The organism is Streptomyces sp. SD15 (assembly GCF_054462255.1).
Genome location: NZ_JBTLMO010000063.1, coordinates 16,731 through 41,660 on the forward strand (window position 1 = coordinate 16,731; position 24,930 = coordinate 41,660).

Below are 24,930 nucleotides of genomic sequence, written 5' to 3' on the forward strand. Positions count from 1 at the left end.
GAGCACCATGCGCATTGTGGTTCTGGCAGGCGGCATCGGTGGTGCCCGGTTCCTGCGTGGTCTCCAGCGGGCCGTGCCGGACGCGGACATCACGGTCATCGGCAACACCGCGGACGACATCCACCTCTTCGGGCTGAAGGTCTGCCCGGACCTCGACACGGTGATGTACACCCTCGGCGGCGGTATCAACGAGGAGCAGGGCTGGGGTCGGGCCGAGGAGACCTTCCACCTCAAGGAGGAGCTCGCGGCCTACGGGGTCGGGCCGGCGTGGTTCGGGCTCGGCGACCGCGACTTCGCGACGCACATCGTGCGGACGCAGATGCTGGGCGCGGGCTATCCGCTCAGCGCCGTGACGCAAGCCCTGTGCGACCGGTGGAAGCCCGGTGTCCGGCTGATCCCCATGTCCGACGACCGCGTGGAGACGCATGTCGCCGTCGAGATCGACGGTGAGCGCAAGGCGATCCACTTCCAGGAGTACTGGGTGCGGCTGCGCGCCTCCGTGCCGGCCGAGGCCATCGTGCCGGTCGGCGCGGAGCAGGCCAAGCCGGCGCCCGGGGTGCTCGAGGCGATCTCCGAGGCGGACGTCGTGCTCTTTCCGCCGTCCAACCCCGTCGTGTCCATCGGCACGATCCTCGCCGTGCCCGGCATCCGGGAGGCCATCGCCGACGCGGGCGTGCCCGTGGTCGGCCTCTCCCCCATCGTCGGGGGCGCGCCCGTGCGGGGCATGGCCGACAAGGTGCTGGCTGCGGTCGGCGTCGAATCGACCGCTGCGGCGGTCGCCGAGCACTACGGCTCGGGGCTCCTCGACGGCTGGCTCGTCGACACGGTCGACGCGGGGGCCGCGGAGCGGGTCGAGGCGGCGGGAATCCGGTGCCGGGCCGTGCCGCTGATGATGTCCGACCTCGACGCCGCCGCGCAGATGGCACGCGAGGCGCTGGCGCTGGCGGAGGAGGTGCGGACGCCTTGAGCGGACAACTCCCTTCGGAGGACGGGCTTGCGGGCGACGACAACGTCGCTTCCGGGTACCGGGTCTGGGCGTTGGCCGGGGTTCCCGAGGTTCGTCGGGGCGATGACCTCGCCAAGCTGATCGCCGTCGCCGAGCCCGGGCTCGTCGACGGGGATGTCCTTCTCGTCACCTCGAAGATCGTGTCCAAGGCGGAAGGGCGCGTGATCGAGGCCGGCGACCGCGAGGCCGCCATCGACGCCGAGACCGTACGGGTCGTGGCGCGCCGCGGGACCCTGCGGATCGTCGAGAACCGGCAGGGGCTCGTGATGGCCGCCGCCGGGGTCGACGCCTCCAACACCCCCGCCGGGACCGTGCTGTTGCTGCCGGAGGACCCCGACGCGTCCGCGCGGGCGATCCGGGCCGGACTGCGCGACACCCTCGGGGTCGATGTCGGCGTCGTGATCACCGACACCTTCGGCCGGCCCTGGCGCACCGGCGTCACCGACGTCGCCATCGGGGCCGCGGGCGTACAGGTGCTCGACGATCTACGGGGCGGCACCGACGCGTACGGCAATCCGCTGAGCGCCACCGTCGTCGCCACCGCCGACGAACTCGCCGCCGCCGGTGACCTGGTCAAGGGCAAGGCCGCCGGGCTGCCCGTCGCCGTCGTGCGCGGACTGCCCCAGGTGATCACCGAGGACGACGGCGAGGGGGCGCGGGCGATCGTGCGGGGCGGACGCGACGACATGTTCCGGCTCGGCACGTCCGAGGCCGTACGGGAAGCGGTCACGCAGCGGCGCACCGTACGGGCCTTCACGGACGAGCCGGTCGACCCGGGGGCGGTACGGCGGGCCGTGGCCGCGGCGGTCACGGCGCCCGCGCCGCACCACACGACACCGTGGCGGTTCGTCCTGCTCGAGTCCGAGGAGTCACGGACGCGGCTGCTCGACGCCATGAAGGACGCGTGGATCGCGGATCTACGACGGGACGGGAAGAGCGAGGAGTCCATCGCCAAGCGGGTGCGGCGGGGCGATGTGCTGCGCCGTGCGCCGTATCTCGTGGTGCCGTGTCTGGTCATGGACGGGTCCCACACATACGGGGACGCGCGGCGCGACGGGGCCGAGCGGGAGATGTTCGTCGTCGCCGCCGGGGCGGGTGTGCAGAACTTCCTCGTCGCGCTCGCCGGGGAGCGGCTGGGCTCCGCGTGGGTGTCGTCGACCATGTTCTGCCGAGAGGTCGTACGGGATGTGCTGGGGCTGCCTGAGGGGTGGGACCCGATGGGGGCCGTCGCCGTCGGGCATGCGGCCGAGGAACCGAGGGCTCGGCCGGAGCGGGATGCTGCGGCATTCTTCGAGGTGCGGTGAGGGGGCGTCGGGAGCGCCTACTCTCGTAGGGCACCCCCTGGCGCCCGTGGCACCCGAGCACTTCTAGGAACTCATCCGTGGCTGGTCGTTTCGCTCCGCGGCCGACGCGTACGACTGTGCGCGGCGGGGATGTCGGCGTGCCCGGGGGTGTGCCTCGGCAGGCCGACGGGGTCGGGCTCAGTCGTACGTGGACTCCGCCCGGGCCGCTCGATCTCGGGCTCGTGCTCGGGCCGCTGCGGCGGGGGCCTGCCGATCCGACCTTCCGTGCGACGCCGGACGGGTCCGTGTGGCGGGCCAGCCTGACGCCCGCCGGGGCCGGGACCCTGCGGGTCTCGTTGCGGGGCGGGGTGGTGCGGGGTGAGGCGTGGGGGCCTGGGGGCGAGTGGCTGCTCGAACAACTGCCCGAGATGCTTGGCGCGGCGGACGATCCCGGCGCCTTCGAGCCGCGCCATCGGGTGGTCGCCCATGCGCGGCATCGACGGCCGGGGTTGCGGCTGACCCGTACCGGGCTGGTGCTGGAGTCGCTCATTCCGTCTGTGCTGGAGCAGAAGGTCACCACCGACGAGGCTTATCGAGCGTGGCGGTTGCTCGTACGGAAGTACGGGGAGCCGGCGCCGGGGCCCGCGCCGGAGCGGATGTATGTCATGCCGGCGCCGCGGACCTGGGCGCTGGTCCCGTCCTGGGAGTGGCATCGGGCCGGGGTCGACAACAAGCGGGCGTCGACGATTCTGCGGGCCGTTCGGGTGGCTGGGCGGCTCGAGGAGGCGGTGGGGATGGAGCCGGGGGCCGCGCAGGCGCGGTTGGAGTTGGTGTCCGGGATCGGGCCGTGGACCTCGGCGGAGACCGTGCAGCGCAGTCATGGGGCGGCGGATTCGGTGACGGTCGGGGATCTTCATCTGCCGGGGATCGTGGGGTATGCGCTGGCGGGGGATCGTGAGGCGGATGACTCCGTGATGTTGTCGCTGCTGGAGCCGTATGCGGGGCAGCGGCATCGGGCGGCTCGGTTGATTCTGTTGTCGGGGCGTACGCCGGCGCGGCGGGCTCCGCGGATGCGGCGGGGGGATATCGGGCGGTTGTGAGGGGGCGAGTGTGGGGTGCGGGTGGGGGTGGGAGGTTTTCGCCCCCGCCGCCCCTACCCGTCCCATCCTTCCGGGGCTCCGCCCCGGACCCCGCCAGGGGCGCTGCGCCCCCTGGACCCCCGCACGGGGGCTTCGGCCCCCCTGGCCCCCCGCACGGGGGCTTCATCCCCCCTGTACCGCGCACGGGGGCTGCTCCCCCTGGACCGCGCACGGGGGCTGCTCACCCTGGACCCGCACACGGGCGCTTCGTTCCCCTTCACGGGGGCTGCTCACCCTGGACCCTCGCACGGGGGCTGCGCCCCCAACCCCCGCACGGGGTTGTCATCCCCCCTTGAACCCGCGCACGGGGCGCTTCGTCCCCCTACCCGCGCACGGGGCGCTTCGTCCCCCTGGACGCCCGCACGGGCGCTGCGTCCCCAGCCCCGCCTCGCTCGAAGGGCTCGTACTCAAACGCCGGACGGGCTGGAAGGGCAAGTCCCGCCTACTGGTCCGAGGAGAAGCGGACCGCGCCCCCGGGAATCCGGGCGTCGCACCACACCCGTACGCCCTCGCGGAGTTCGTTGTCCGGGCCGATTTCCGCGCCGTCGCCGATGACCGTTCCGGTGAGGATGGTGCGTTCGCCGATGTGGGCGCGGGCGCCGATGAGGGAGTCGGTGATGACGGCACCGGGTTGGACGACGGCGCCCTCCAGGATCGTGCTGCCCGTGACGCGGGCGCCCTCGCCGACGTATGCGCCGTCACCGACGACCGTGCCGCCGGTCAGCTTGGCGTCCGGGGCGACGGTGGCCGTGGGCAGGATCAGGCGGTCGCCGCAGCGGCCGGGGACGGCCGGCGAAGGGGCGCGGCCGAGGACAAGGTCCGCGGAGCCGCGTACGAAGGCCTGCGGGGTGCCCAGGTCGAGCCAGTAGGTGGAGTCGACCATGCCCTGGAGGTGGGCTCCCGCGGCCAGCAGGTCGGGAAAGGTCTCGCGCTCCACCGAGACCGGGCGGCCCTCGGGGATCGTGTCGATGACCGAGCGGCGGAAGACGTACGCCCCCGCGTTGATCTGGTCGGTGACGATCTCCTCGGGGGTCTGGGGTTTCTCCAGGAAGGCCGTTACGCGGCCGGTGGCGTCCGTGGGGACCAGGCCGTATGCGCGCGGGTCCTCGACACGGGTGAGGTGGAGGGAGACGTCCGCGCCCGTCGTCTCGTGCGTACGGACCAGGGCCCGGATGTCCAGGCCGGTGAGGATGTCGCCGTTGAAGATCAGTACCGGGTCGTCGGGGCCCGAGTGGAGGCGCGCGGCCACGTTGCGGATGGCTCCGCCGGTGCCGAGGGGCTCCTCCTCGGTGACGTACTCGATGTGGAGACCCAGCGCCGAGCCGTCACCGAAGTACGGCTCGAAGACCTCGGCCAGGTAGGAGGTCGCCAGGACGATGTGCTCGACGCCTGCCGCCCTCGCCCGCGCCAACTGGTGCGTGAGGAAGGGGACCCCGGCCGCCGGAACCATCGGCTTGGGGGTGTTGACCGTGAGCGGGCGCAGCCGGGTGCCTCTGCCGCCGACCAGGAGGATCGCTTCTGTCACCTGTCGTCTCTGCTTCCTGCCGGGACCGGCCGAAGGGTGCTTCGGCCGGCCAGTGTATGCAGTCCGTTCGATGGTGCCTTCGACGGCAGTGGGGTGTCCTCGATGGCTGTGGGGGAGGGAGAGAGACCCGCACGACTGGCTCTGTTCCGGTGCCCTCCGGCCTTCAGCGGCCCTGGTAGCGGGCCGCGTCCTTCCGAGCCGAGCCGAGCTTGCCGTAAAGGGCCCGTCCTGGGCACTCCGTGGCGAACCCGTCCCGATGGCCGGAGATCACGTTCAGTCGTACGTTCTTTCCTTTTCGGTAGAGATTGCCACCGCCGGAGGTCAGGTATGTCTTGCCCTTCGGATTGGCTCCGAAGAGACCGAGCTTCCATGCGGTGAGCCGTGCGATGGCGGTCAGCGCGGCGGCGGACGGCTTCGCCTTGCCGAAGCTGCCGAGGACCGCGATCCCCATGCTGTTGGCGTTGAAACCGAGGGTGTGGGCGCCCATGACGGCCTTCGCCACGCCCCCGGCACGGCCTTCGTAGATGTTTCCGCACTTGTCGACGAGGAAGTTGTAGCCGATGTCGCGCCAGCCACTGCTCACTACGTGGTAGCGGTAGATACTGCGGATGACCGAAGAAGCTTGCGAGCAGCGGTAGTTGTTGCCGGATGCGGAGTGGTGGACGAAGGCGGCCTTCACCTTTTTGGTGTAGACGAAGCCGCGCTCGCGCAGGCTCTCGTTCGCACCCCAGCCGCGCCGGGTGATGATCTTCGGGCGCTCGCCGATGTACGGCTTCACCATCGGCTCGCCCTGGTTCAGTGCGAGGGCCTCCCGCTCGGTCTCGCTCTTGGAGAGCGCCGGGATCTCGGTGGCGCCGAGGGGCGCGAGGGCGGCGTTCGCGGCGCTCGCGGAGGCCGTTTGGACGGTGGAGGCACCCAGGTCGGCGCTCAGTACGCCGGTGCGCCCCGCGTCCGCCTGAGTGTCCTTCGTGGTGTCCTCCGAGGTGTCGTCCGACGGGGGCTCCGCGCCGGGGTCCACGAGTTCCAGGCGCAGGCCTTTGGGGAGTGGCCGGCCGCCGGGCAGCGGCGCCCTTTGGTCCACCTCCGCCTGGACGCGCACCTCTACGCCGTCCGAGTCGCCCACCCACAGCGGCGCCGTGGAGCCGCGCACCCGGCCCGAGTCACGCTCGGCGGTGTCCGGGTCGGCCGCGTGCTCGTGGTTGTGGGTCTCGACGTCCTGCCATGAGGACCAGTCGGTGGTTCCGGTGGCACGGGTACGGACCTGGACCCGGCCGTGGAGTTCGGCGCCCGGATCGTCCCAGATGACGCCGACGAGCGAGAACGACCGTACGTCCCGTCTGCCGAGCCCCTGTTCGGGCGCGGCCGAACCGAACGCGCGTACGCCGGCCAGCGGGACGAGGGGGAGGGATTGGGTGCTGCCCTGGACGGCGGGCTCGGTCGTCGCCGCCTGGAGTCCGGGGCCGGCCTGTGCCGGGGCGGACAGGGCCATGGGAAGGGCGAGAGCGGCCGCGCACGTGACGCCGACCGAGGAAGCAAGGAATCCACGCATGCCCCCGATCGTGGACATAGTCATACAAATCTGTCCATTGGTGAATTGACGGACCGTCGGGGCACGCTCGGCCGAACCGGTGGCCCGGCAGCCGCGTCGCACCGGCCGCCCCCGCGTACGCTTGCGCGCGTGAACGCCACCGACCGCACCCCTGCCGACCTGCTGCGATCCGCGCTCGCCGTGGACCCCGCGCGCCCCCTGGTGACCTTCTACGACGACGCCACCGGTGAACGTGTCGAATTGTCCGTGGCCACCTTCGCCAATTGGGTGGCCAAGACCGCGAATCTCCTCCAGGGCGAGCTGTCCGCCGAGCCCGGCGATCGGCTGGCACTGCTGCTGCCCGCGCACTGGCAGACGGCGGTATGGCTGCTCGCGTGCTCCTCGGTGGGTGTGGTCGCGGATGTCGGGGGTGATCCGGCTGCCGCCGACCTCGTGGTCAGTGGGCCGGACACGCTGGACGCCGCGCGTGCGTGCTCCGGGGAGCGGGTCGCGCTCGCGCTGCGCCCGCTCGGGGGGCGCTTCCCGCAGACCCCCACGGGGTTCGCCGACTACGCCGTGGAGGTGCCGAGTCAGGGGGACCGGTTCGTGCCGTACGCGCCGGTGGACCCGGAGGAACCTGCGTTGATCGTCGCCGGGGCCGGGCACACGGGTGCCGAGGTCGTCGAGCGGGCCCGCGCCGATGCGGGGCCGCTCGGGCTGACGGGGCCTGGTTCACGGCTGCTGTCGGGGCTTCCGTATGACACGTGGGAGGGGCTGAGCGCGGGGTTGTACGCGCCGCTCGCGGCCGGGGCGTCCGTGGTGCTGTGCCGGAATCTGGAGCGGCTGGGCGAGGATGCGCTGGCCAAGCGGGTCGAGAGTGAGCGGGTGACGGCGACGGCGCTCCGCTAGGGGGGAGTCGGCAACCGACGACAACGCCGCAGATGTGCGCACCAGGCCCCGCGTCTGCGGCATGATCCGCCGGACAGGCCCTAGGGGGCGGGTGTTGGTTGCGGGGATTTCTTTCCCGGCCGGGCGCTCCTGCGGGGATCCGTAGCGCCGTGCCGCGGAGGTTGCCTGGAAGCTGCGGGGCCGTCGTGGCTGGGCGCGCAGTTCCCCGCGCCCCTGACAAGGCCCGGCCCCCGGGCGCCAACCAGATGCGCACCCACGCCCCACCCAGGCCCGCCAGAAGGCCGTCTCGAAACTGCCGGGCCGCCGTGGCTGGGCGCGCAGTTCCCCGCGCCCCTGACGGGGCCCGGTCCACCGGACGGGCGTGCACCCGCGCAGGGCGTCGGCCGCGCCCCCTGACGCGGGTCGGCCGGGGTCATCCGTTTGGCGCAGTATCGGTCACCCCCATGGGCGGCCCCGGGACATGGTCGTAGGAGCACGCACGGTCGCACGGGACGCTCGTATGCCATGAGGGGGGACTCAGACGTGATCGACAGCGCAGGCACGTCTTCCGGGGAGCCGGAGGGGCAGGGAATGGGGGCGTCACCGACCGGCGACGGGCTCATACGCCGGCGGCGGCGCTGGCTGCGGTACTCGGCCCTCGGTCTCACCGTCCTCGTACTCGGCGCCGCCGGGATCGGCTGGGCCGTGTACGAGAAGCTGAACGCGAACATCACGCCGGACGAGGCCGCCGCCGCCGAGCTCGCCCGCTACGAGAAGGAGCGGCCCACCGCGCTGGTGCGCGACGCGCAGAACATCCTGCTGATCGGGTCGGACTCGCGGGCGGGGGACAGGAACCAGCAGTACGGGAGGGATACCGGGACCGAACGGTCGGACACCACCATTCTGTTGCATCTCGCAGCGAACCGGCTCAGCGCGACCGCCGTCTCGCTGCCCCGCGATCTGATGGTGGACGTGCCGAGCTGCCGCCGGCCCGACGGCAGCCGCACCCGGCCCATGTTCGCGATGTTCAACTACGCCTTCGAGACGGGCGGTTCGGCCTGCACGATCCGGACCGTCGAGAAGCTCACCGACATCCGCGTCGACCACCACGTGGTCGTGGACTTCAGCGGGTTCAAGGACATGGTCGACGCCGTGGACGGCGTCGAGGTGTGCCTGAAGGAGCCCATCGACGACGAGGACGCCAAGCTGAAGCTGCCCGCGGGCAAGGTGCTGCTCGACGGTGAACAGTCCCTCGGCTACGTACGCGCCCGCAAGAGCCTCGGCAACGGCAGCGACACCGACCGCATGGAACGTCAGCAGCGATTCCTGGGCGCGCTGGTCAACAAGGTGCAGACCAACGGCGTCCTGCTCAATCCGACGAAGCTCTATCCCCTGCTCGACGCGGCCACCTCGTCGCTCACCACGGACCCGGGTCTGGCGAGCCTGCGCGGTCTGTACGACCTGGTTCGCGGCCTGCGCGATATCCCCGCGGAACGTGTGCAATTCCTGACGGTGCCGCGGACTTCGTACGTCAACAACCCCAATCGCGACCAACTTGTGGAACCCGAGGCCGACAAGCTCTTCGCGCGGCTGCGCGAGGACGCGCCGGTGGCCGTCACTCAGGACCTTCCGGATCATTCCGCCGACATGAGCAGAAATACGGCATCGGGACGTCCAGACAGTGCGGAGAACTCGAACAGGGGTGGTGATGAAGGCACGTACGACTCCACATTCGACTACGAAGAGGAGTCGCACGACGACGGGAAGTCGGGCGGAAAGCGGGCTTCCGGATCCGCCGACACCGCCACTCCCGCCCCGACTTTCCGCGGGAACACGGCGGCCGAGGACGCCTGCGAGTAAAGCGCACACCAAGCGGGGAACCCCGGAACTAAGAAGTCTCTGAGAAATAGGGCGGATTGCCCAGTTGTAGGCACATCGAATTCGTCACCTCCGTCGCTGGACATCGAACTGGGCGGATAGTGTGAGCGATCCGGTGCACCCGGCCACGAGGTCCGTCCTGGGGGTCGCGCACTGGTTGACCGAGACCCGAGCGCCTTTTGAGGGGGAAGGGCGCCGCGTGGCCCCGACGGAGGATTCAGACAACCGTGGACGCGCAAGGCCGTGGGCGGGCGGACGACATCGATCCCGCAGACCAGTGGGTACTCAATCCGAGCACCGGCGAATACGAACTGCGACTGACTCCTTCCGCACCGCAGTCGGGAGTTCCCAGACCGCGCCGCGGATCACCCGCGGAAGCCGCGGGGGGAAGGCGTGCGCGTAGCGCGCCGAGTCGTGAGAATCCCGCGGCTCCGGGCGCCGGCGTGCCCGGGCCGCGCCGACGCCGCGGCACCCCGGAGGAACCGCCGCCGGGCCGCCGCCGCACGCGGACGAAGCCCAAGAAGTCGAGGGCGAAGAAGATACTGCTGTGGACCGGCGGCACCATGGCCTTCGTCCTGGTGGGCGTCTCGGCCGCCGCGTACGCCTACCTCAAGCACCTCGAGGGCAACGTCAGCACGACGGACGTCGGCAGCGCGGGCAAGAAAGGCTTCAGCAAGGACGAGGCCTTCAACATCCTGATCATCGGCACGGACAAGCGCACCGGCTCGGGCAACGAGGGCTACGGTGACTCGGGCAGCGTCGGGCACGCCGACACCACCATCCTGCTGCACGTCGCCAAGGACCGTACGAACGCGACCGCATTGAGCATTCCGCGTGACCTGATCGTCGACGTGCCCGACTGCACGACGAAGGACTCGGACGGCACCGAGACGGTCATCCCTGGGACGCAGAACGTCCGCTTCAACACGAGCCTCGGCCAGGACGGCCGGGACGCGGGCTGCACCATGCGCACGGTCAAGGAGGCCACGGGCATCACGCCCGACCACTTCATGATGGCCGACTTCAACGCGGTCAAGACGCTGACCACGGCCGTGGACGGCGTCAAGGTGTGCCTCGCCAAGGACGTCGACGACCCCGACTCGCACCTCAAGCTGTCCAAGGGCGAGCACACGATCCAGGGTGAGACGGCGCTCGCCTTCCTGCGCACCCGGCACAGCTTCGGCAACGCGGGCGACCTCGACCGCATCAAGGTGCAGCAGCAGTTCCTGGCTTCGCTGATGCGCAAGATGTCCTCCAGCGACACCCTCACCAGCCCCACCAAGCTGGTGAAGCTGGCGGAGGCCGCCACCAAGGCGCTGACCGTGGACACCGGCATCGGCAAGGTCAGCACGCTCAAGGACGTGGCCCTGGAGCTGAAGCAGGTGCCGCCGAAGAACATCTCCTTCACCACGGTGCCGGTCATAGACAACCCCGCCGAGACGGTCAAGGCGACGGTCGTCGTCAACCCGACCACCGCTCAGCCGGTCTTCGACCTGATCAGGGACGATGTGTCGTTCACCGCGGTGAAGCAGAAGGCCAACAAGGAAAAGGCCGCGGTGGCAGCCCGCCTCAAGGGCACCCAGTCCGACGCCGCCGACATCCGGGTCAACATCTACAACGGCGGTGCCGAAGCCGGCAGCGCACAGGAGACTCTCAACTGGCTGCAGAATGAAGAGGGCGTGACCAAGTCCAGCCAGCTCGGAAACGCCGACGAAACACTTAGCAAGACGACCCTCGAGTACTCTCCCGACCAGGCCGATCAGGCACGCAAACTGGCGGACCTCATGGGGCTGTCAGGCTCGGCGATGAAGCCTGGCAAGAGCGAGACGAACTCACAGGGTCTGCCCGCGATCGTGCTGACCCTGGGCAAGGACTTCAAGGGCGCCGGGGTGTCCATGACGACGCCGACGACAGCGCCTTCGACTGTCGAGAAGTCCACGGCGGACAAGACGGTGTGCGCCAGTTGATGACCTAACGGGTCCGTCAAGCGTCTAAGAAGACGCAGGAGTGTCCGAAGCGGCCGCGGAGGCGTCCGCACCGGACGCAGGCGCGACCGCACCGGACGCAGGGGTGTCCGCACCGGACGCAGGGGTGTCCGGTGCGACGCGCGCGCGTCCGGCAGAGCGCGGGACGACGGACCCGTTTGTCAGGTGCAGGGTGGGGAGGGGCAGGAAGATGGCGCGAAGCGGTGTGCGTGGGGAGGGGGCTCGACCACGTGTCCGGCAGGCCGGTGATCTGGGCTGGGACGACAGCCTGTACGACAAGGACGGGAATCCCGTCGGCGGAGGCGGCAATCCCCCCGACGGAGGTGGCAATCCTTCCGACGGGCGTAGCAATCCCCCCGGCAGTGGTGGCGATGCCTCCGGCAGAGGCGGCAATCCCGCTGACGGAGGCGGCGATTCCACCGGCAAAGGTGGCAATCCACCTGGCGGAGACGGCGACTCCGCCCACGGGAGCGGCGGTCGTGCGGGCGAGAAGGGCGGCGGCGTTCCGCCGTCCGAACCCGGGGGCCAGGGCCGGCACGGCGGTGGCAGGGGGCTGCCGCGGCGCAGACGTCGCGTCCTGCGCTGGTCGGCGACGGTCCTGTCGGTACTGATACTTGGGACCGCGGGTGCCGGTTACCTCTACTACCAGCATCTGAACGACAACATCAAGAAGGAAGACCTGTACCTCGGCGACGACAAGGACCGGCCGGCCAAGAGCAAGGCGAACGCGGCCGGGCAGACCCCGCTGAACATCCTTCTGATCGGCTCGGACGCCCGGGACACCAAGGAGAACCAGGAACTCGGCGGCGCCAAGTACGCTATCGGCTCCCCCCCGCTCGCGGACGTCCAGATGCTGCTGCACCTCTCCGCCGACCGCACCAACATGTCGGTGGTCAGCATGCCGCGCGACACGCTGGTGGACATCCCCAAGTGCACGGACCCGGACAACGACGAGGTGTACGAGGCGTCCACCGTGCCGGTGATGACCAACCGGTCGCTGGGGCGCGGCGGTCCGGGCTGCACGGTGGCCACCTGGGAGAAGCTGACCAAGATCCACATCGATCACTTCATGCAGATCGACTTCTCGGGTGTGGTGTCGATGGCGGACGCGATCGGCGGCGTCCCGGTCTGTGTGGACGCCAACATCTACTCCAAGGACAGCAAGGGCCACGGTTCCGGGCTGAAGCTGACGGAGGGCACGCACTCCGTCAAGGGCGAGCAGGCCCTGCAGTGGCTGCGGACGCGGTACGGCTTCAAGGACAACACCGACATCGGCCGGGCCGAGGCCCAGCACCAGTACATGAACTCGATGGTCCGCCAGCTGCGCAAGAACGCCACGATCACCAACCCGGGCAAGCTGCGCAGCCTCGCGGAGACGGCCACCAACGCGCTGACCGTCGACAAGGGCCTGGGCACCGTGAAGGAGCTCTACGATCTCGGCACCCAGCTCAGGAAGGTCGAGCCGAAGCGGATCACGATGACCACGATGCCCTGGCAGTGGGCGGTCTCGGACCCGAATCGCGTGGAGCCCAAGCCGGTCGAGGCCGAACAGCTGTTCCGGCTGGTCCGTGAGGACATCGCGCTCGACGGCAAGGACAAGAAGAAGGCGACGGCCAAGGAGACGGCATCCTCCGACCCGGCCGCGGCGGACGACGAGATCGGCGTGACCGTGCAGAACGGCACCCGGACCGACACGCTGGCTCCGGTCGGCGGGCGTGCGCGCACGGTGAGCCAGTTGCTCGTCGACGAGGGCTTCACCAAGGCGTCGGCGGAGACGACGACGGCGACCTCCGAGGCCACCACGGTGATCCGCTACCCGAGCGCCGACCTTGAGGGCGACGCCCGCGCGGTCGCCAAGGCGCTGGGGATTCCGACGAGTTCGGTGAAGAAGTCGACGGACGTCTCCGGTGTCACGCTCGTGGTCGGCGCCGACTGGCGCGACGGTACGACGTACGAGGCACCGGTGGAGGACGACACCACCCCGGAGTCCGCGGACGCGCTCAACGGCGCCGACACCGGCGCCTGCATGCATGTGAACCCGGACTACACCTGGTCGTAGGCGGGTTGGGTGAACAGTTGGGCCCCTCTCGGATCGAGAGGGGCCCAACTGCTGTACAAAAAGCCTTAGTTGGAGGCCTCGGCGGAGGTCTCGGCAGAACTGAGAACCGCCGGGCGACGCGAGGCGATGACCTTCTTCGCCAGCGCCTTCGGGCTGGTGAGGAAGCCGAAGCCCCACGACATGTGCATCGTCGCGAGGGCGACGGGGATCTGGGCGCGGGCCTTCAGCGGCAGCCCCTTGCCCGCAGGCAGCGAGCCCGCGACTATCGCCGCGAGATAGCCGCCGGGGATCAGGAAACCCCAGGGCGTCAGCGCCGCGCCCACCACGACGCCCGCCGCGATCGCGCACACGGCGGTCGGCGGGGCGAGGTAGCGCAGGTTGATGGAGCCCTCGTGGTAGCGGGCGACGACATGCCGCCAACGCCCGTAGTCCTTGTACTGCTTGGCGAGTGCCTTGACCGACGGTCGCGGCCGGTACGACACCTTCAGCTCGGGCGAGAACCAGATCAGCCCGCCCGCCTCCCGGATCCGGAAGTTCAGCTCCCAGTCCTGGGCGCGGATGAACTCCTCGTTGTAGCCGCCCTGCCGCTCCAGCGCCTCGCGCCGGAAGACACCGAGGTACACCGTCTCCGCCGGTCCCGCCTCGCCACCCGTGTGGAAGGCGGCGTTGCCGACGCCGATCTTCGAGGTCATCGCGGCGGCGACCGCGTGCTCCCAGTCGTTCTCGCCCTCGGCGTGCATGATGCCGCCGACGTTCTGCGCGCCGGTCTCCTCCAGGAGGCGTACGGCCGTCGCGATGTAGTTCGGCGAGAGCATGCCGTGCCCGTCCACGCGCACGACGACCGGGTGCCGGGACGCCTTGATCGCCGCGTTGAGCGCGGCGGGGGTGCGGCCGGTCGGGTTCGGCACGGTGTGGACGCGCTTGTTCTTATGGGACGCCGTCTCACGGACGAGCTCGGCGGCGATCTCGTCCGTACGGTCCGAGGACGGACCGATGGCGATGACCACCTCCATCTCGCCGTCGTACTGCTGTGCCAGGATCGCTTGGACGGCCCCGCGCAGATGCCGCTCCTCATCGAGGACGGGCATGATCACGGATACGGCGGGGGGCTGCACGTCAGACTTCTCGCTCATCGGACGTCACGTTACCGCGAATGGGGGACACGGGCGCGCGCCGCCCGGTCCACGAGCCGGGCAGCAGATCGTATGGACCTACGGTGCTCACGGATCCCACGCCCAGCCTCGCGGAGGTGTCCCCCCCTTGTCCACGCCGCCCCGGTCCCCCGCCCGCCCCCGGACTCGCCCCCAGCCGTCACCCGCCCGGCGGCCCCCCGTGCAGCGGCCCCCCGTACGGAGGAAGAAGCCGCGCTGGGCCATGCGGGTGGTCACCACGATCTCGGTGGTGGTCCTCGCCTCGGCGGGCATCGGCCACGCGGTCGTCACCAGCCTGGACGCGGAAATCGCACGGGTCGACCCCTTCAAGGACATGAAGAACCGCCCCGCGGCGGGCCACGGCATGAACGTCCTGCTGGTCGGCACCGACGGCCGCGACCGGATCACGGAGGCGGAGCGCCGGAAGTACCGCCTCGGCGGCGCCCCCTGCCACTGCACCGACACGGTCATGATCGTGCACATCGCGGAGGGCCGGGAACGCGCCAGCATCGTGAGCCTGCCGCGCGACTCGTACGCCGAGACGCCCGCGCACACCGACCAGGTCACCGGCGAACAGCACGGCCCGCACCCGCTCAAGCTCAACGCGGCGTACGCGGAGGGCGGCCCGCAGCTGACCGTCCGCACCGTGGAGAGCATGACCCACGTCAAGATCGACCACTATCTGGAGGTCGACTTCACCAGCTTCATGCGGACGGTGGACGTGCTGGGCGGCGTGGAGGTCTGCACCGTACGGCCCTTGAAGGACTCGTACAGCGGACTCGACCTGGCGGCCGGCTCACACACGCTCAACGGCGGGCAGGCCCTCCAGTACGTCCGCTCCCGGCACGTCGACGGGGCCTCCGACCTCGGCCGGATGCAGCGCCAGCAGCGGTTCCTGGCGGCGCTGATCGAGCGGGCCACGTCCTCCGGGGTGCTGCTGAACCCGCTGAAGTTCCGCGACGTCACCCGGGCCGTGCTCGGCTCGGTCCGCGCGGACAAGGGGTTCGGCACGGACGAGTTGCTGGAGCTCGGGCGGGCGATGCGGAACTTCTCCCTCTCCTCCTCCGAGTTCACGACCGTGCCGATCGGGAAGATGGGATACGCCGTCAAGGGCATCGGCTCGACCCTGAAGTGGGACGAAGAGAAGTCCGCCCGCCTCTTCCAGTCGCTGCGCGACGACAAGCCGCTCGCGGCGCCGCGCAAGACGGAGCGCAAGACGGAGCGCGAGGCGGAGCGTGCCAAGGCTTTGAGCGTCGACGTGGCTCCGCAGCAGATCCGGGTCCAGGTGGAGAACGGGACGCCCACGGAGGGCCTCGGCAAACGCGTGGACGGCGCGCTCGCCGCCACCGGGTTCCGTACGACGCGGCAGCCCGTCAACGCGCCCGACCGGACCTTCAAGCGCACCGTCGTCGCCTACGACCCGCGCTGGGACCGCTCGGCGAAGTCCCTCGCGGCCGCGCTGCCCGGCAGCGAGCTGCGCGCGGTCAAGGGGCGGGGGCCGCTGCTCAAGGTGATCGTGGGGGCGGACTTCAAAGAGGTCGAGCGGGTGCAGGCGGAGGATTCGCACCAGGGGGAGTCCGGAGTGGTGACAGGGGATCAGGTGGTTTGTCCGTAGTCACTGCGCGGCGGCGATCTCAGTCGTTCAGGCCCTCCGCCGCGCGCCGCTCCCGCAGCTCCAGGATCGCGCGGCGGCGGGCGAGCCGGTGGGTGCGGCGTATCTGGGCCTCCTGACAGCGGCGCTCGTCGCGCTCGGTCTCCGGGAGCACGGGCGGCACGCGGCGCGGCTTGCCGTCGGCGTCGACGGCGGCGAAGACGAGATAGGCCGTGCCGACCTGCTGGGGCGGCGTGGACTCGTTCCACCGCTCGGCCAGGACGCGGACGCCGACCTCCATGGACGTACGTCCCGTCCAGTTCACCTGGGCCTTCACATGGACGAGGTCGCCTACGCGGACCGGTTCCAGGAAGGCCATCTCGTCCATGGAGGCGGTGACGGCGGGCCCGCCGGAGTGCCGCCCGGCCACCGCGCCCGCCGCGTCGTCGACGAGCTTCATGATGACTCCGCCGTGCACCGTGCCGAGAAGGTTGGTGTCGTTGTGGGACATGATGTGGCTGAGGGTGGTCCGGGACGCGGAGGTCGGCTTGCCGGGAATATCGGATTCCGGGGCGGGCGCCTGGTCTGTCATGCCGTCCACCCTATGTGGGGGGCGCGCAACGCCGTCTTTGCATCAGCTCTGCAACAGGCGTGACGCAGATCTCCCCACTCCCTTGTAAGGCGCACAGTGCGGCCCGGCACACTGGTCCGCATGAATGACTGGCCCGACGGGTGGGACGACAACCGCAACAACGGCGGCAACCGCTACGGACGCGGCAGCGCAGGCGCACAGCCTGAGAGCGCCCGCGTCATGCGGCAGGTTCGGCGCGGCCCGGCGGGGCCCGGTCCGGGTCCGGGCCAGGCCCCGCCGTACGGCGGGGTGCCGCAGCAGCCGTCGTACAACGACGGGCAGGGGTACGACAACGGGTACGACAACGCGTACAACTCCGGCTACAACACCGGGCAGGTCTACGGCACGCCGAACGGCCCCGGCGGTCCGCAGGGCCCCGGCTCCACCGGCGGGTTCGGCCCGCGCCCCGCACCGAACTGGCGGCGGCGCATCAAGTGGACCGCGATCACGCTGGTCACGCTGGCGGTCGTGGTCTCCGTCAGCACGTACTTCTGGGCCGACTCCAAGCTCAACCGTGACGTGGATCTCTCGAAGGTCATCGACCGGCCCGAGGCGGGCGAGGGCACGAACTATCTGATCGTCGGTTCCGACAGCCGCGCCGGCATGTCCGCCGAGGAGAAGAAGAAGCTGCACACCGGGTCCGCCGACGGCAAGCGCACGGACTCGATGATGATCCTGCACACCGGCGACAACGGCTCCACGCTGATCTCGCTGCCGCGTGACTCCGACGTCGAGATACCGACGTACAAGGGGTCCGACTCCGGCAAGACGTACGAGGGCACGGGCCGGCACGTGAAGCTGAACGCGGCGTACGCGGAGGACGGGCCCGAGCTGCTGGTGCGCACCGTCGAGTACAACACCAAGCTGCACATCGACCACTACGTGGAGATCGGCTTCGCCGGATTCGCGAACATCGTCGACTCGGTCGGCGGCGTGGAGATCGAGATCCCCAAGGGCGGCATGAAGGACACCAAGTCCGGCGCCGACTTCGAAGCGGGCAAGCAGACCCTCGACGGCGAGCAGGCCCTCGCGTTCGTCCGTACCCGGTACGCGCTCGCGGGCAGCGACCTGGACCGTACGAAGAACCAGCAGAAGTTCCTCTCCGCCCTGGCCAACCAGGTCGCGACGCCGAGCACGGTCCTGAACCCCTTCAAGCTCTACCCGACCATGAGCGCGGGCCTGGACACCCTCGTCGTCGACAAGGACATGGGCCTGTTCGACCTCGCCGACATGTTCTGGGCGATGAAGAGCGTCAGCGGCGGCGACGGCAAGTCCATGAACATGCCGATCTCCGGCTCCTCGAACGGCAACCTCGTCTGGGACGAGGCCAAAGTCAAGACGCTGGTGAACGAGTTGAAGAACGACCAGAAGGTGACGGTGTCGGGCAACTGACCACCATGACCGACTCCTCTCCCCACCTGCTTTTTGACGCCGTGCTCTGTGACGTCGACAACGTGATCCGCGTCTACGACCCGGCCCCCCTGCACGCCCTGGAACGCGCCGCCGGACTCGCCGAGGGCACCACCATGAAGGTGGCCTTCGCACCCGACACCGTGCTGCCGCTGGTACTCGGCCGGATCACGCCGGACGAGTGGGCGTGGTCGGCCGCGCAGGGCCTGACCGGGCTCGTGTCCGAGGTGATCGCCCTGGAACTGGCCATGGCGCTGGCCCGGTCGCCGTTCCGGGCCGACGAGGCGGTGGTGGCGCTGCTGCGGGGCGCCCGTACCCGGGTGCCGCTGGTCCTCGTCACCAACACGTCCGTGCAACTGGAGGCGGACCTGGAGGTCCTGGGCCTGACCGACCTCGCCGACCACGTGGTCAGCAGCGCGCGGGTCGGGATCGCCAAGCCGGACCGGCGGATCTATGACATCGCCGTGGACCGGGCGGGCGTACCGGCCGAGCGGTGCCTGTTCGTGGACGACACCCTGGAGAACGTGGACGCGGCGACCGCGCTCGGTATGCGGACCGTCCATTACCGCGAGCCGGGGGATCTGCGGCGTGCGCTGAACGGACTGTGATCGGGTGAGTGACGTGGTCAGTCGCGCAGGTTGATCCGCCCCCGGCGGCGCGGGCCGTCCAGCTTCGTGCGGTCCACGGTGGGCTTCGGCGCCGGCTCGGCGGCGATGAGTTTGATCGTGTCCCGCCCGGCCAGCGCCGTGCGCCACTGCCCCAGGTGCGGCCTGCTGCCGCGCGGCCCGGCCGCCTGCTCCCACAGCGTCATGACCGCGTTCTCACGCCGGTCGTCGAGTACCCCGGGCAGCGGTCGCAGGGGCTTGCCGGGGGCCGCGTAGGCGTCCTGGCTCAGTACGCGTCCCACGGCCAGGGCCATTTTGTACCGGTCGCTGTCCACCGTGACGGCACCGGGTGCCGCCAGCGGATCGTGCCAGTCCGGGGTGTCCGCCTGTTCCAGGACCGGCGGGCGGCCCACGAGGCGCACCCCGTCGCAGTCCAGGAGGTACGGGGCCGGGCCCGGTCGGACGGTCCACAGCACGTTCGCCTGGGACACGTCCCCGACGACCAGTCCCAGCGCGTGCAGCCACTGGAAGAGTTCGACGACGGCCACCACCAAGGCGTACCGCTCGGCCGGAGACGGCTGCGCGACGGCCCCCCAGGCGGGCTTGGGAGCCCTCAGCAGATACGACAACTCGGTCAGCCGGGCATCGCCGCGCGAGGTCCGCCAGGTCATCGAGTCCGGGGCGCGGTACATCAGGAAGCCGGTCACCCTGCCGCCGTCCACGACCGGGCACAGCGGCCACGCCGTCTCCCGGTCCAGCCGGTCCCGGTCGGCGGGGGCGAGCCCTTGGCGCAGGGCCACCAGGGCCGCGAGTTCCCCGCCGTTCACCTTCCCCGGCTCGCGGTAGCTCTTGTACAGCAGCCGGCCCGGGCCGTCGACGTCGTACACCTCGCCCTGGCCGCCGTCGCCGACGCGGACGCCGAGGGTGAGCGTGCCGAGCGGGACGTCGACTCCGTCACCGGGGTTCATGGCGTGCCCTCCCAGACGACGACGGCGGTGCGGTCGTCGTCGTACGACTTCACCCGGTACTGGAACTGCCAGAGGAAGTCGGCCGGAGCGGGGACCGTGCCGGTGCCCCACGCGGAGCGCAGGAAGTCCCGCATTCCGGCGTCCCCCGCGAGCGGGGTGGAGAGGCCGTCCGTGCACAGGACCAGTACGTCGCCGGGGAGGGCCGGGCCGAGCAGCCGCGCGTGGACGCTGTGGCTGAGCGGCAGCGCCGCCGTGCGCGTGTCGATCATTCCGTCGGCTCCCTGCTCGGCGTCCTGCTCCGCGTCCGTGACGGACAGGTTCCACTCGGCGTCGCGCAGCAGAGCGGTGCCGCCGTCGCCGACGGCCAGGAATCCTCGGGTGCGGATCTCCGGGTCGAGAGGCACGAGCAGGGCGCGCAGGGTGGTGGCGTACGCGGCCGGGTCGTCGCGCCGCTCGTGCGCGTGGTGGGTCAGGAGCGTTCCGACGCTTCGTACCGCCGGTTCCACCAGCGCGGCGAACCCGTGCGGGTCTCCCGCGCGCAGCGCCGTGGCGAGTTCCGTGGCGACGGCGTCCAGATGCATCGCGGCGAGTCGGCAGGCCTGCTGCGAGCCGACGTGCGAACGGGCGGCGGAACCTACGCCGTCCGCTACGGCCAGGAGCAGCAGTTCGTCGGAGCGGGGGCCTTGGCCGGGGACTCCGATGCGGGTCACGGCCAGGGAGTCCTGGCGGGGTTCGTTCTGATAGCGGTGCGAGTCGCCTCGTACGGAGGCCGCCCGGACGGTGAGGGGGCCGTAGGCGGCGCCGTCCACCACCATGTCGGGGATGAGGGCCGCGGTCGGGTCGTTGCGGACCGCCGGGACGCCATGGGGTTCCGGCGGGTACAGGGGTGGCTTCGGGCCGGAGTGCAGGGGGATGCCCAGGGTCGGGACCGGAGGCGCGGGTTCCTGGGGCGCGGGTTCCTGGGGCGCGATGTCTTGGGGCGCGGTGTCTTGGGGCGCGGGTGCCGTTTCGGCGGGAAGGGGCGGGAGCGCGTCGAAGTACTGCGGAACGCCCACCTCCGACTCGTTGAGCGGGGTCAGCGGTGGTGTCGGCTCGTACGGCTGGTACGGCTCGTACGGGGTCATGGGCGGTGCCGGCTCGGTGGGAGCCGGGGGTTCGGAGAAGACCTGGTCGACGCTCTGCCACGTCTCATCCAGCGGGTCGGGCCGCTGCGGATCGGGCCGCTGCGGATCGACGTAGGGCTGTCCGGCGTTCATGGGCGCGGCGTTCCTTTCCTGACCCATCGGCGCGACCTCACAGCTTGTCGAGGGAGACGGTGGAGAACCCGGGCACGGTGTCGTCCACGGCGAGGGTGAAACCGCTGCCGCCGTCCGCCGGGATGCTCCCCGCGGAGCGGACGATCGACCGCGTGAGGCTGGACGCGAACTCGCGCAGCGCCTGGGCCGGTGACACCGAGGAGTCCTGCTGCATGAACGCCCGGAAGTTCGCGACCTGCACGATCGTCGACTCCTGTGCCTCGCCTATGCCGAAGGCGATGATCTTCGGGCAGAACCGGGACTGGGTGAGTTCCTTGTACGCCTGCTCCCAGTCCGAGTCCGTGGGGATGCCGTCGGAGAGGAAGAAGACCACCGGGCGGTACACCTCGTGGCCCTCCGCCTTGAGCGCAGCGACGTCGGCGTCGACGCAGCGCAGCAGCGTGCGGAACGCGTCGCCGTACGAGGTGAGCCCACCGGCGGCCAGCGCGGGCACCTCGTCGATGTCGCTGAGGTCGACCAGGGGTTGCAGCACGGTGGCGGTGTCGGAGAAGCCGATGAGGCAGAAGCGGGTCTTGTCGGCGACGGTCGGGTTGGTGCTGATCTCGTGGTGGAGATCCGGGAGCGCGCCGTTGATGGCGTCGATCGGCTCGCCGATCATCGATCCGGACTCGTCGCAGAGCAGGTAGAAGGGCAGGATCTGCAAGGTCTTACCTCCAGCTCAGTACGTGTAGAAGTAGATTTCGAGGTCGGCGTGGCCCGAGGAGGCACCGCCCTTCCAGAAGTCGCGTGTGGTGGCGCCGCGGAACATGTCCGAACGGGCCTTCTCCAGCAGCGCGTTGACCTCGTGGGCGTAGCTGCCGCCGGCGCCGGGGTCGGTGTGGCGTCCGAAGGTGAGCACGAAGGCGGCCTGCCGCCCCTCGTAGCGTGCGGTCGCCTTGCGCAGCCCGCGCACGATGGCGTCCTTGTCCCCGGCGCGCGCGTCGACGGCCACCTTCACCGGTGTGCGGACAACGGCCCGCGGACCCTTGGGTTTGGGCGACTTGGGCTTCTTGGTCTGCTTGCTCTGCGCCGAGGCGGTGGGCGAGGCCGAGCCGGTGGGGGTCTTCGCGGCCTGCGGGTCTCCCTGGTCGCCCATGGCCACGAGGGCGAGCACGAGCAGCATGTCGGCGAACAGCCAACCCGCCAGGTGCAGTGGCTGGAATTTCGGGCGCTTCATCGGGCATCGGTCAGCGAGGCGGGTGCGTCGGTCGGCTCGGCGTGCTCCTTGTGCAGCACGACACGGGTGCGGTCCGAAGGTTCTGCGGGTGCTGCCGGTTCTGCGGGTGCTGCCGGTTCTGCGGCCATCCGTTCCGCCCGGTCCACCCGCAGTTCGTCGGCGAGCTGCGAGAACCTGTCGGCCGCCGCGCGCATCGCTTCCGCGTGGGCGCTCAGCTCACGCACCGCCTGCCGGGACTCCTCGACCGCGCGTGCCGTGCCCTCGGTGATGTCACCGAGTTTGCCGAGGAGTTGGACGGACACGTCCGAGGCCACCTCGATGCCCGTGGTGTAGGCACGCTGGGCCGCGGCCAGCACGGTGACGGACTCCTCGACGTGGTCACCGGCGTCCGACACGGCGAGCCGCACCTCACCACTGGCGTCGCGGACGTCGCCCAGCGCCTTGCTCACCTGCGCTCCGCCCTCGCTGACCGCGGCCTCGATGCGGCCCGCCGCGGCCTCCAGGGGCCGGATGGAGGTGTCCACCCCGGCCAGCCGGCGCTCGGCGGCCTCCACCGCGACGCCCACGGTCGAGGCGGCCGTCGACAGGTCCTTCTGGACCCGGACGGCCTTGTTGCCCAGCCTGTTGAGGGTGGCGGCGGCTCCGGTGAGCTCGGCGGCGAAGCGTTGCGGGGAGCTGAGCCGTTGCTGGTTCAGCACCAGTTGCGCGCGGGTGAGCGCCGGTACGAGCAGCGCCATCAGCTCTTCCCCGGCGCGCTCGGCGGCCTCCTCCCTGTGTGTGACGGCGGATCGTCGCAGGCCGTGTACGAGGACCAGGGCGAACAGCACCGCGATGGCCACCGTGGCGCTCATCGCCACATGGCCGAAGGTGAAGGCGCCGGTGAGGTGCCCCTCGAAGCCGGACTGCCACAGTTGCAGGAACGGCCGGGAGGCGGCCTTCGGGTCCGCTCCGGTCAGCGCTCCGTACGCGCTCGACGCCCGGGTGAGGCCGTACCAGGTGAGCATCAGCGGTACGAAGACCAGCGCACCCAGCACCGCTTCGGCGTACGACCAGGCCTTGTGCTCCGTCTCCCGGCTTTCGGCGGCGGCCCGGAGACTCTCCGGGCGGGCGTAGGCGGCGAGCAGATCGAGGTCGGACCACGGTTCGAGCGCGGAGGTGTCCTGATCCCGCAGCGCGTCCGAGAGGGCGGTCAGTTCTTCCTTCCGGGCCCCGAGCGCGGGCCGTTCCGCCAGGTCCTTGATGCTCTGAGCAACAACATGACGGTCCATCAGGGCGCCTGTCGGCATGCCCACCCCCACAACACGACGGACGCGGGGGCGTGATGACGACACCCAAGGATCCCCACCCGTATGAAGTGCCCCCGTGCCCCCGCCGGTTCACACGCACCAGACGTGTGACCGAAGGCACAGAGGGTACTCCAAATCAGACGCACCGCGCATAAACTCCTGACACCCGCCGCACTCCTGAACGGCGCGGTGAGGGGGCTCAGTTGAGCAAGGACAATCGCCCACGCGGCACCATTCGCCTACGACCCGCGGCCGACGGCGACGCACGGCCGCGGCCCCCCTCTCCTTCTCCGCCCGCCTCGCCCTCCTCTCCCGCGGGCATCGTGCTCACCAGGGCGGCACCGCAGGCCCGGATCGCGGGGCGAGGTGTGCTGCAGGTGAACCTCAACTGGTCGGCGGCGACCGAGGCGGACCTCGACCTCGGCTGCATGGCCGCCTTCACCGACGGCTCGGGCCTGGCCGTACAGCCCCTGGGCAACTCCTTCGGCTCGCTGGCGCAATGGCCGTACGTGGAACTCGACCAGGACGACCGCACCGGGGCCTCGTCCGACGGGGAGACGCTCCGGGTCAACCTGGACCGCCGCGAGCACTTCCGGCAACTGCTCATCTACACCTACGTGTACGAGGGTGCGGTGGACCTCCGGCGCCTGGGCGCCACCGCCACGGTCAGCGCCCCGACCGGCGGATTCCGTATCGCCCTCGACGATTCCCCCGACGGCGCCACGGGCTGCGCGATCGCCCTGGCCACCCCCGGCCCGGGCGGACTCACGGTGCGCCGCGAGGTCCGCTGGTACACCGGCACCCGGCGGCACTCGGTCCAGCAGTTGATGGACCGCACGTACGGTTTCGGCTTCGAGTGGGTGTGGGGGACGAAGGACTGATCCCCCACTCCTTCACCCGGAACGAACGACACCACGGGAGCGCCCCTTGCCCCGGCCTCAGGAGAGACGGGGCAAGGGGCGCAGCAAGGAAACGCGCGTTTACGGCAGGTTGCCTTGAACGCCCCTCGTACCTGTCCGTTACGGGCCCATCGTGGGCGCGTACACGACCAGCATGTGACGGACGACCCGTCTGCGTAGGACATCGCGGATGCCGAGTGTCACCATGCCCATCCCCCCGACCTCGGTCTGCTGTATCCAAGAACGGACACACCGATCCGGGACGCGCCAATAGCTGACAAGCCGCCAGGCCCGTACGAGCGAGCCCAGATCACCGTGATCTCGGCCAGGACCTGCACGTTCTCACCTTGATCGGCTACACCGCTCGACGGCACACGACCTGAGACCGCGGGACTGTACGGCCTGGAGGAGCGCCCTCAGCGAGACGGAGGTCGCGAGAAGGATGGCGTCCGGTACGTCGGATTCGCGTAGCAGTAGGTTTTCTCCGCCGGGGATGGCTGCCACCTCCACGCAGTCCCGGTTAGCGACGGCCCGCAGCCGAGGGCTAGGTGTTCTGTCTCGGGAGGTTGTGGACGGGTGAGCCAGGTCTCGGCTGAGGGATCTTGAACAGGTGAGGGCCTTCCGGT

General features: G+C 70.5%; 20 protein-coding genes. 11 read left to right on the plus strand and 9 right to left on the minus strand.

Features of this window, described 5'->3' with window-relative positions:
- The first annotated feature begins 7 nt into the window (after positions 1-7).
- The 3 genes from cofD to ACX28W_RS38000 all read left to right on the plus strand — a co-directional run bounded on the left by cofD (position 8) and on the right by ACX28W_RS38000 (position 3,389).
- Entirely contained in the window at positions 8-967 is a 960-nt protein-coding gene (gene cofD, locus ACX28W_RS37990; protein WP_459004659.1) for a 2-phospho-L-lactate transferase, read from the plus strand.
- Entirely contained in the window at positions 964-2,310 is a 1,347-nt protein-coding gene (locus ACX28W_RS37995) for a coenzyme F420-0:L-glutamate ligase (RefSeq protein WP_459004660.1), read from the plus strand. Before cofD ends, ACX28W_RS37995 begins: the two co-directional genes overlap by 4 nt.
- 77 nt (positions 2,311-2,387) lie before the next feature.
- The gene (locus ACX28W_RS38000; protein WP_459004661.1) at positions 2,388-3,389 is read left to right on the plus strand and encodes a DNA-3-methyladenine glycosylase family protein; all 1,002 of its coding nucleotides are present in this window, start codon (positions 2,388-2,390) and stop codon (positions 3,387-3,389) included.
- A 481-nt stretch (positions 3,390-3,870) separates the two neighbouring features.
- Here ACX28W_RS38000 and manB read toward each other — a convergent pair whose 3' ends face one another.
- Together manB and ACX28W_RS38010 are read right to left on the minus strand one after the other, a co-directional pair.
- A complete protein-coding gene (manB, locus tag ACX28W_RS38005; protein WP_459004662.1) occupies positions 3,871-4,953 on the minus strand; it encodes a mannose-1-phosphate guanylyltransferase in 1,083 nt (360 codons plus the stop codon).
- Positions 4,954-5,116: 163 nt separating this feature from the next.
- Positions 5,117-6,502 (minus strand): peptidoglycan recognition protein family protein, encoded by a 1,386-nt coding sequence (locus ACX28W_RS38010; protein ID WP_459004663.1) that lies wholly within the window; start codon positions 6,500-6,502, stop codon positions 5,117-5,119.
- Positions 6,503-6,631: 129 nt separating this feature from the next.
- On the opposite strand from ACX28W_RS38010, the gene ACX28W_RS38015 reads away from it, so the two are divergent.
- The 4 genes from ACX28W_RS38015 (at position 6,632) to ACX28W_RS38030 (ending at position 13,291) form a co-directional block, all read left to right on the plus strand.
- Positions 6,632-7,390, plus strand: coding sequence for a TIGR03089 family protein (locus ACX28W_RS38015; protein WP_459004664.1), 759 nt, complete (start codon positions 6,632-6,634; stop codon positions 7,388-7,390).
- 570 nt (positions 7,391-7,960) lie between these two features.
- Complete coding sequence (locus ACX28W_RS38020; RefSeq protein WP_459004683.1) at positions 7,961-9,229, plus strand: LCP family protein; 1,269 nt, start codon at positions 7,961-7,963, stop codon at positions 9,227-9,229.
- A 245-nt stretch (positions 9,230-9,474) separates the two neighbouring features.
- On the plus strand, positions 9,475-11,214 hold the full coding sequence (locus ACX28W_RS38025; RefSeq protein ID WP_459004665.1) for an LCP family protein: 1,740 nt from the start codon (positions 9,475-9,477) through the stop codon (positions 11,212-11,214).
- A gap of 208 nt (positions 11,215-11,422) precedes the next feature.
- A complete protein-coding gene (locus ACX28W_RS38030; RefSeq protein ID WP_459004666.1) occupies positions 11,423-13,291 on the plus strand; it encodes an LCP family protein in 1,869 nt (622 codons plus the stop codon).
- Positions 13,292-13,356: 65 nt separating this feature from the next.
- Here the strand turns inward: ACX28W_RS38030 and ACX28W_RS38035 are convergent, their stop codons facing one another.
- Positions 13,357-14,424, minus strand: a complete 1,068-nt coding sequence (locus ACX28W_RS38035) for a glycosyltransferase family 2 protein (protein WP_459004667.1) — start codon at positions 14,422-14,424, stop codon at positions 13,357-13,359.
- A 127-nt stretch (positions 14,425-14,551) separates the two neighbouring features.
- Between ACX28W_RS38035 and ACX28W_RS38040 the strand changes: the two genes are divergently transcribed.
- The gene (locus ACX28W_RS38040; protein WP_459004669.1) at positions 14,552-16,057 is read left to right on the plus strand and encodes an LCP family protein; all 1,506 of its coding nucleotides are present in this window, start codon (positions 14,552-14,554) and stop codon (positions 16,055-16,057) included.
- 19 nt (positions 16,058-16,076) lie between these two features.
- Here the strand turns inward: ACX28W_RS38040 and ACX28W_RS38045 are convergent, their stop codons facing one another.
- Positions 16,077-16,625, minus strand: a complete 549-nt coding sequence (locus tag ACX28W_RS38045) for an acyl-CoA thioesterase (protein WP_459004670.1) — start codon at positions 16,623-16,625, stop codon at positions 16,077-16,079.
- 120 nt (positions 16,626-16,745) lie between these two features.
- Here ACX28W_RS38045 and ACX28W_RS38050 point away from each other — a divergent pair, with 120 nt between their 5' ends.
- Together ACX28W_RS38050 and ACX28W_RS38055 are read left to right on the plus strand one after the other, a co-directional pair.
- Positions 16,746-18,056 carry an LCP family protein gene (locus ACX28W_RS38050; RefSeq protein ID WP_459004671.1) on the plus strand — a complete coding sequence of 437 codons (1,311 nt, stop codon included), beginning with the start codon at positions 16,746-16,748 and terminating at the stop codon, positions 18,054-18,056.
- Positions 18,057-18,061: 5 nt separating this feature from the next.
- Positions 18,062-18,682 (plus strand): HAD family hydrolase, encoded by a 621-nt coding sequence (locus ACX28W_RS38055; RefSeq protein ID WP_459004672.1) that lies wholly within the window; start codon positions 18,062-18,064, stop codon positions 18,680-18,682.
- Between the two features lie 17 nt (positions 18,683-18,699).
- Here ACX28W_RS38055 and ACX28W_RS38060 read toward each other — a convergent pair whose 3' ends face one another.
- The 5 genes from ACX28W_RS38060 to ACX28W_RS38080 are packed head-to-tail and all read right to left on the minus strand — an operon-like array spanning position 18,700 to position 23,405.
- Complete coding sequence (locus ACX28W_RS38060; RefSeq protein WP_459004673.1) at positions 18,700-19,647, minus strand: hypothetical protein; 948 nt, start codon at positions 19,645-19,647, stop codon at positions 18,700-18,702.
- The gene (locus tag ACX28W_RS38065; RefSeq protein ID WP_459004674.1) at positions 19,644-20,903 is read right to left on the minus strand and encodes a protein phosphatase 2C domain-containing protein; all 1,260 of its coding nucleotides are present in this window, start codon (positions 20,901-20,903) and stop codon (positions 19,644-19,646) included. The genes ACX28W_RS38060 and ACX28W_RS38065 overlap by 4 nt, the downstream gene beginning before the upstream one ends.
- A gap of 37 nt (positions 20,904-20,940) precedes the next feature.
- Positions 20,941-21,606, minus strand: coding sequence for a vWA domain-containing protein (locus ACX28W_RS38070; RefSeq protein WP_459004675.1), 666 nt, complete (start codon positions 21,604-21,606; stop codon positions 20,941-20,943).
- Between the two features lie 15 nt (positions 21,607-21,621).
- Entirely contained in the window at positions 21,622-22,119 is a 498-nt protein-coding gene (locus ACX28W_RS38075; protein ID WP_459004676.1) for a hypothetical protein, read from the minus strand.
- On the minus strand, positions 22,116-23,405 hold the full coding sequence (locus ACX28W_RS38080; protein WP_459004677.1) for a hypothetical protein: 1,290 nt from the start codon (positions 23,403-23,405) through the stop codon (positions 22,116-22,118). The genes ACX28W_RS38075 and ACX28W_RS38080 overlap by 4 nt, the downstream gene beginning before the upstream one ends.
- Positions 23,406-23,608: 203 nt before the next feature.
- On the opposite strand from ACX28W_RS38080, the gene ACX28W_RS38085 reads away from it, so the two are divergent.
- Positions 23,609-24,286: a tellurium resistance protein gene (locus tag ACX28W_RS38085; RefSeq protein WP_459004679.1), complete on the plus strand. Its 678-nt coding sequence runs from the start codon at positions 23,609-23,611 to the stop codon at positions 24,284-24,286.
- Positions 24,287-24,930: the final 644 nt, after the last annotated feature.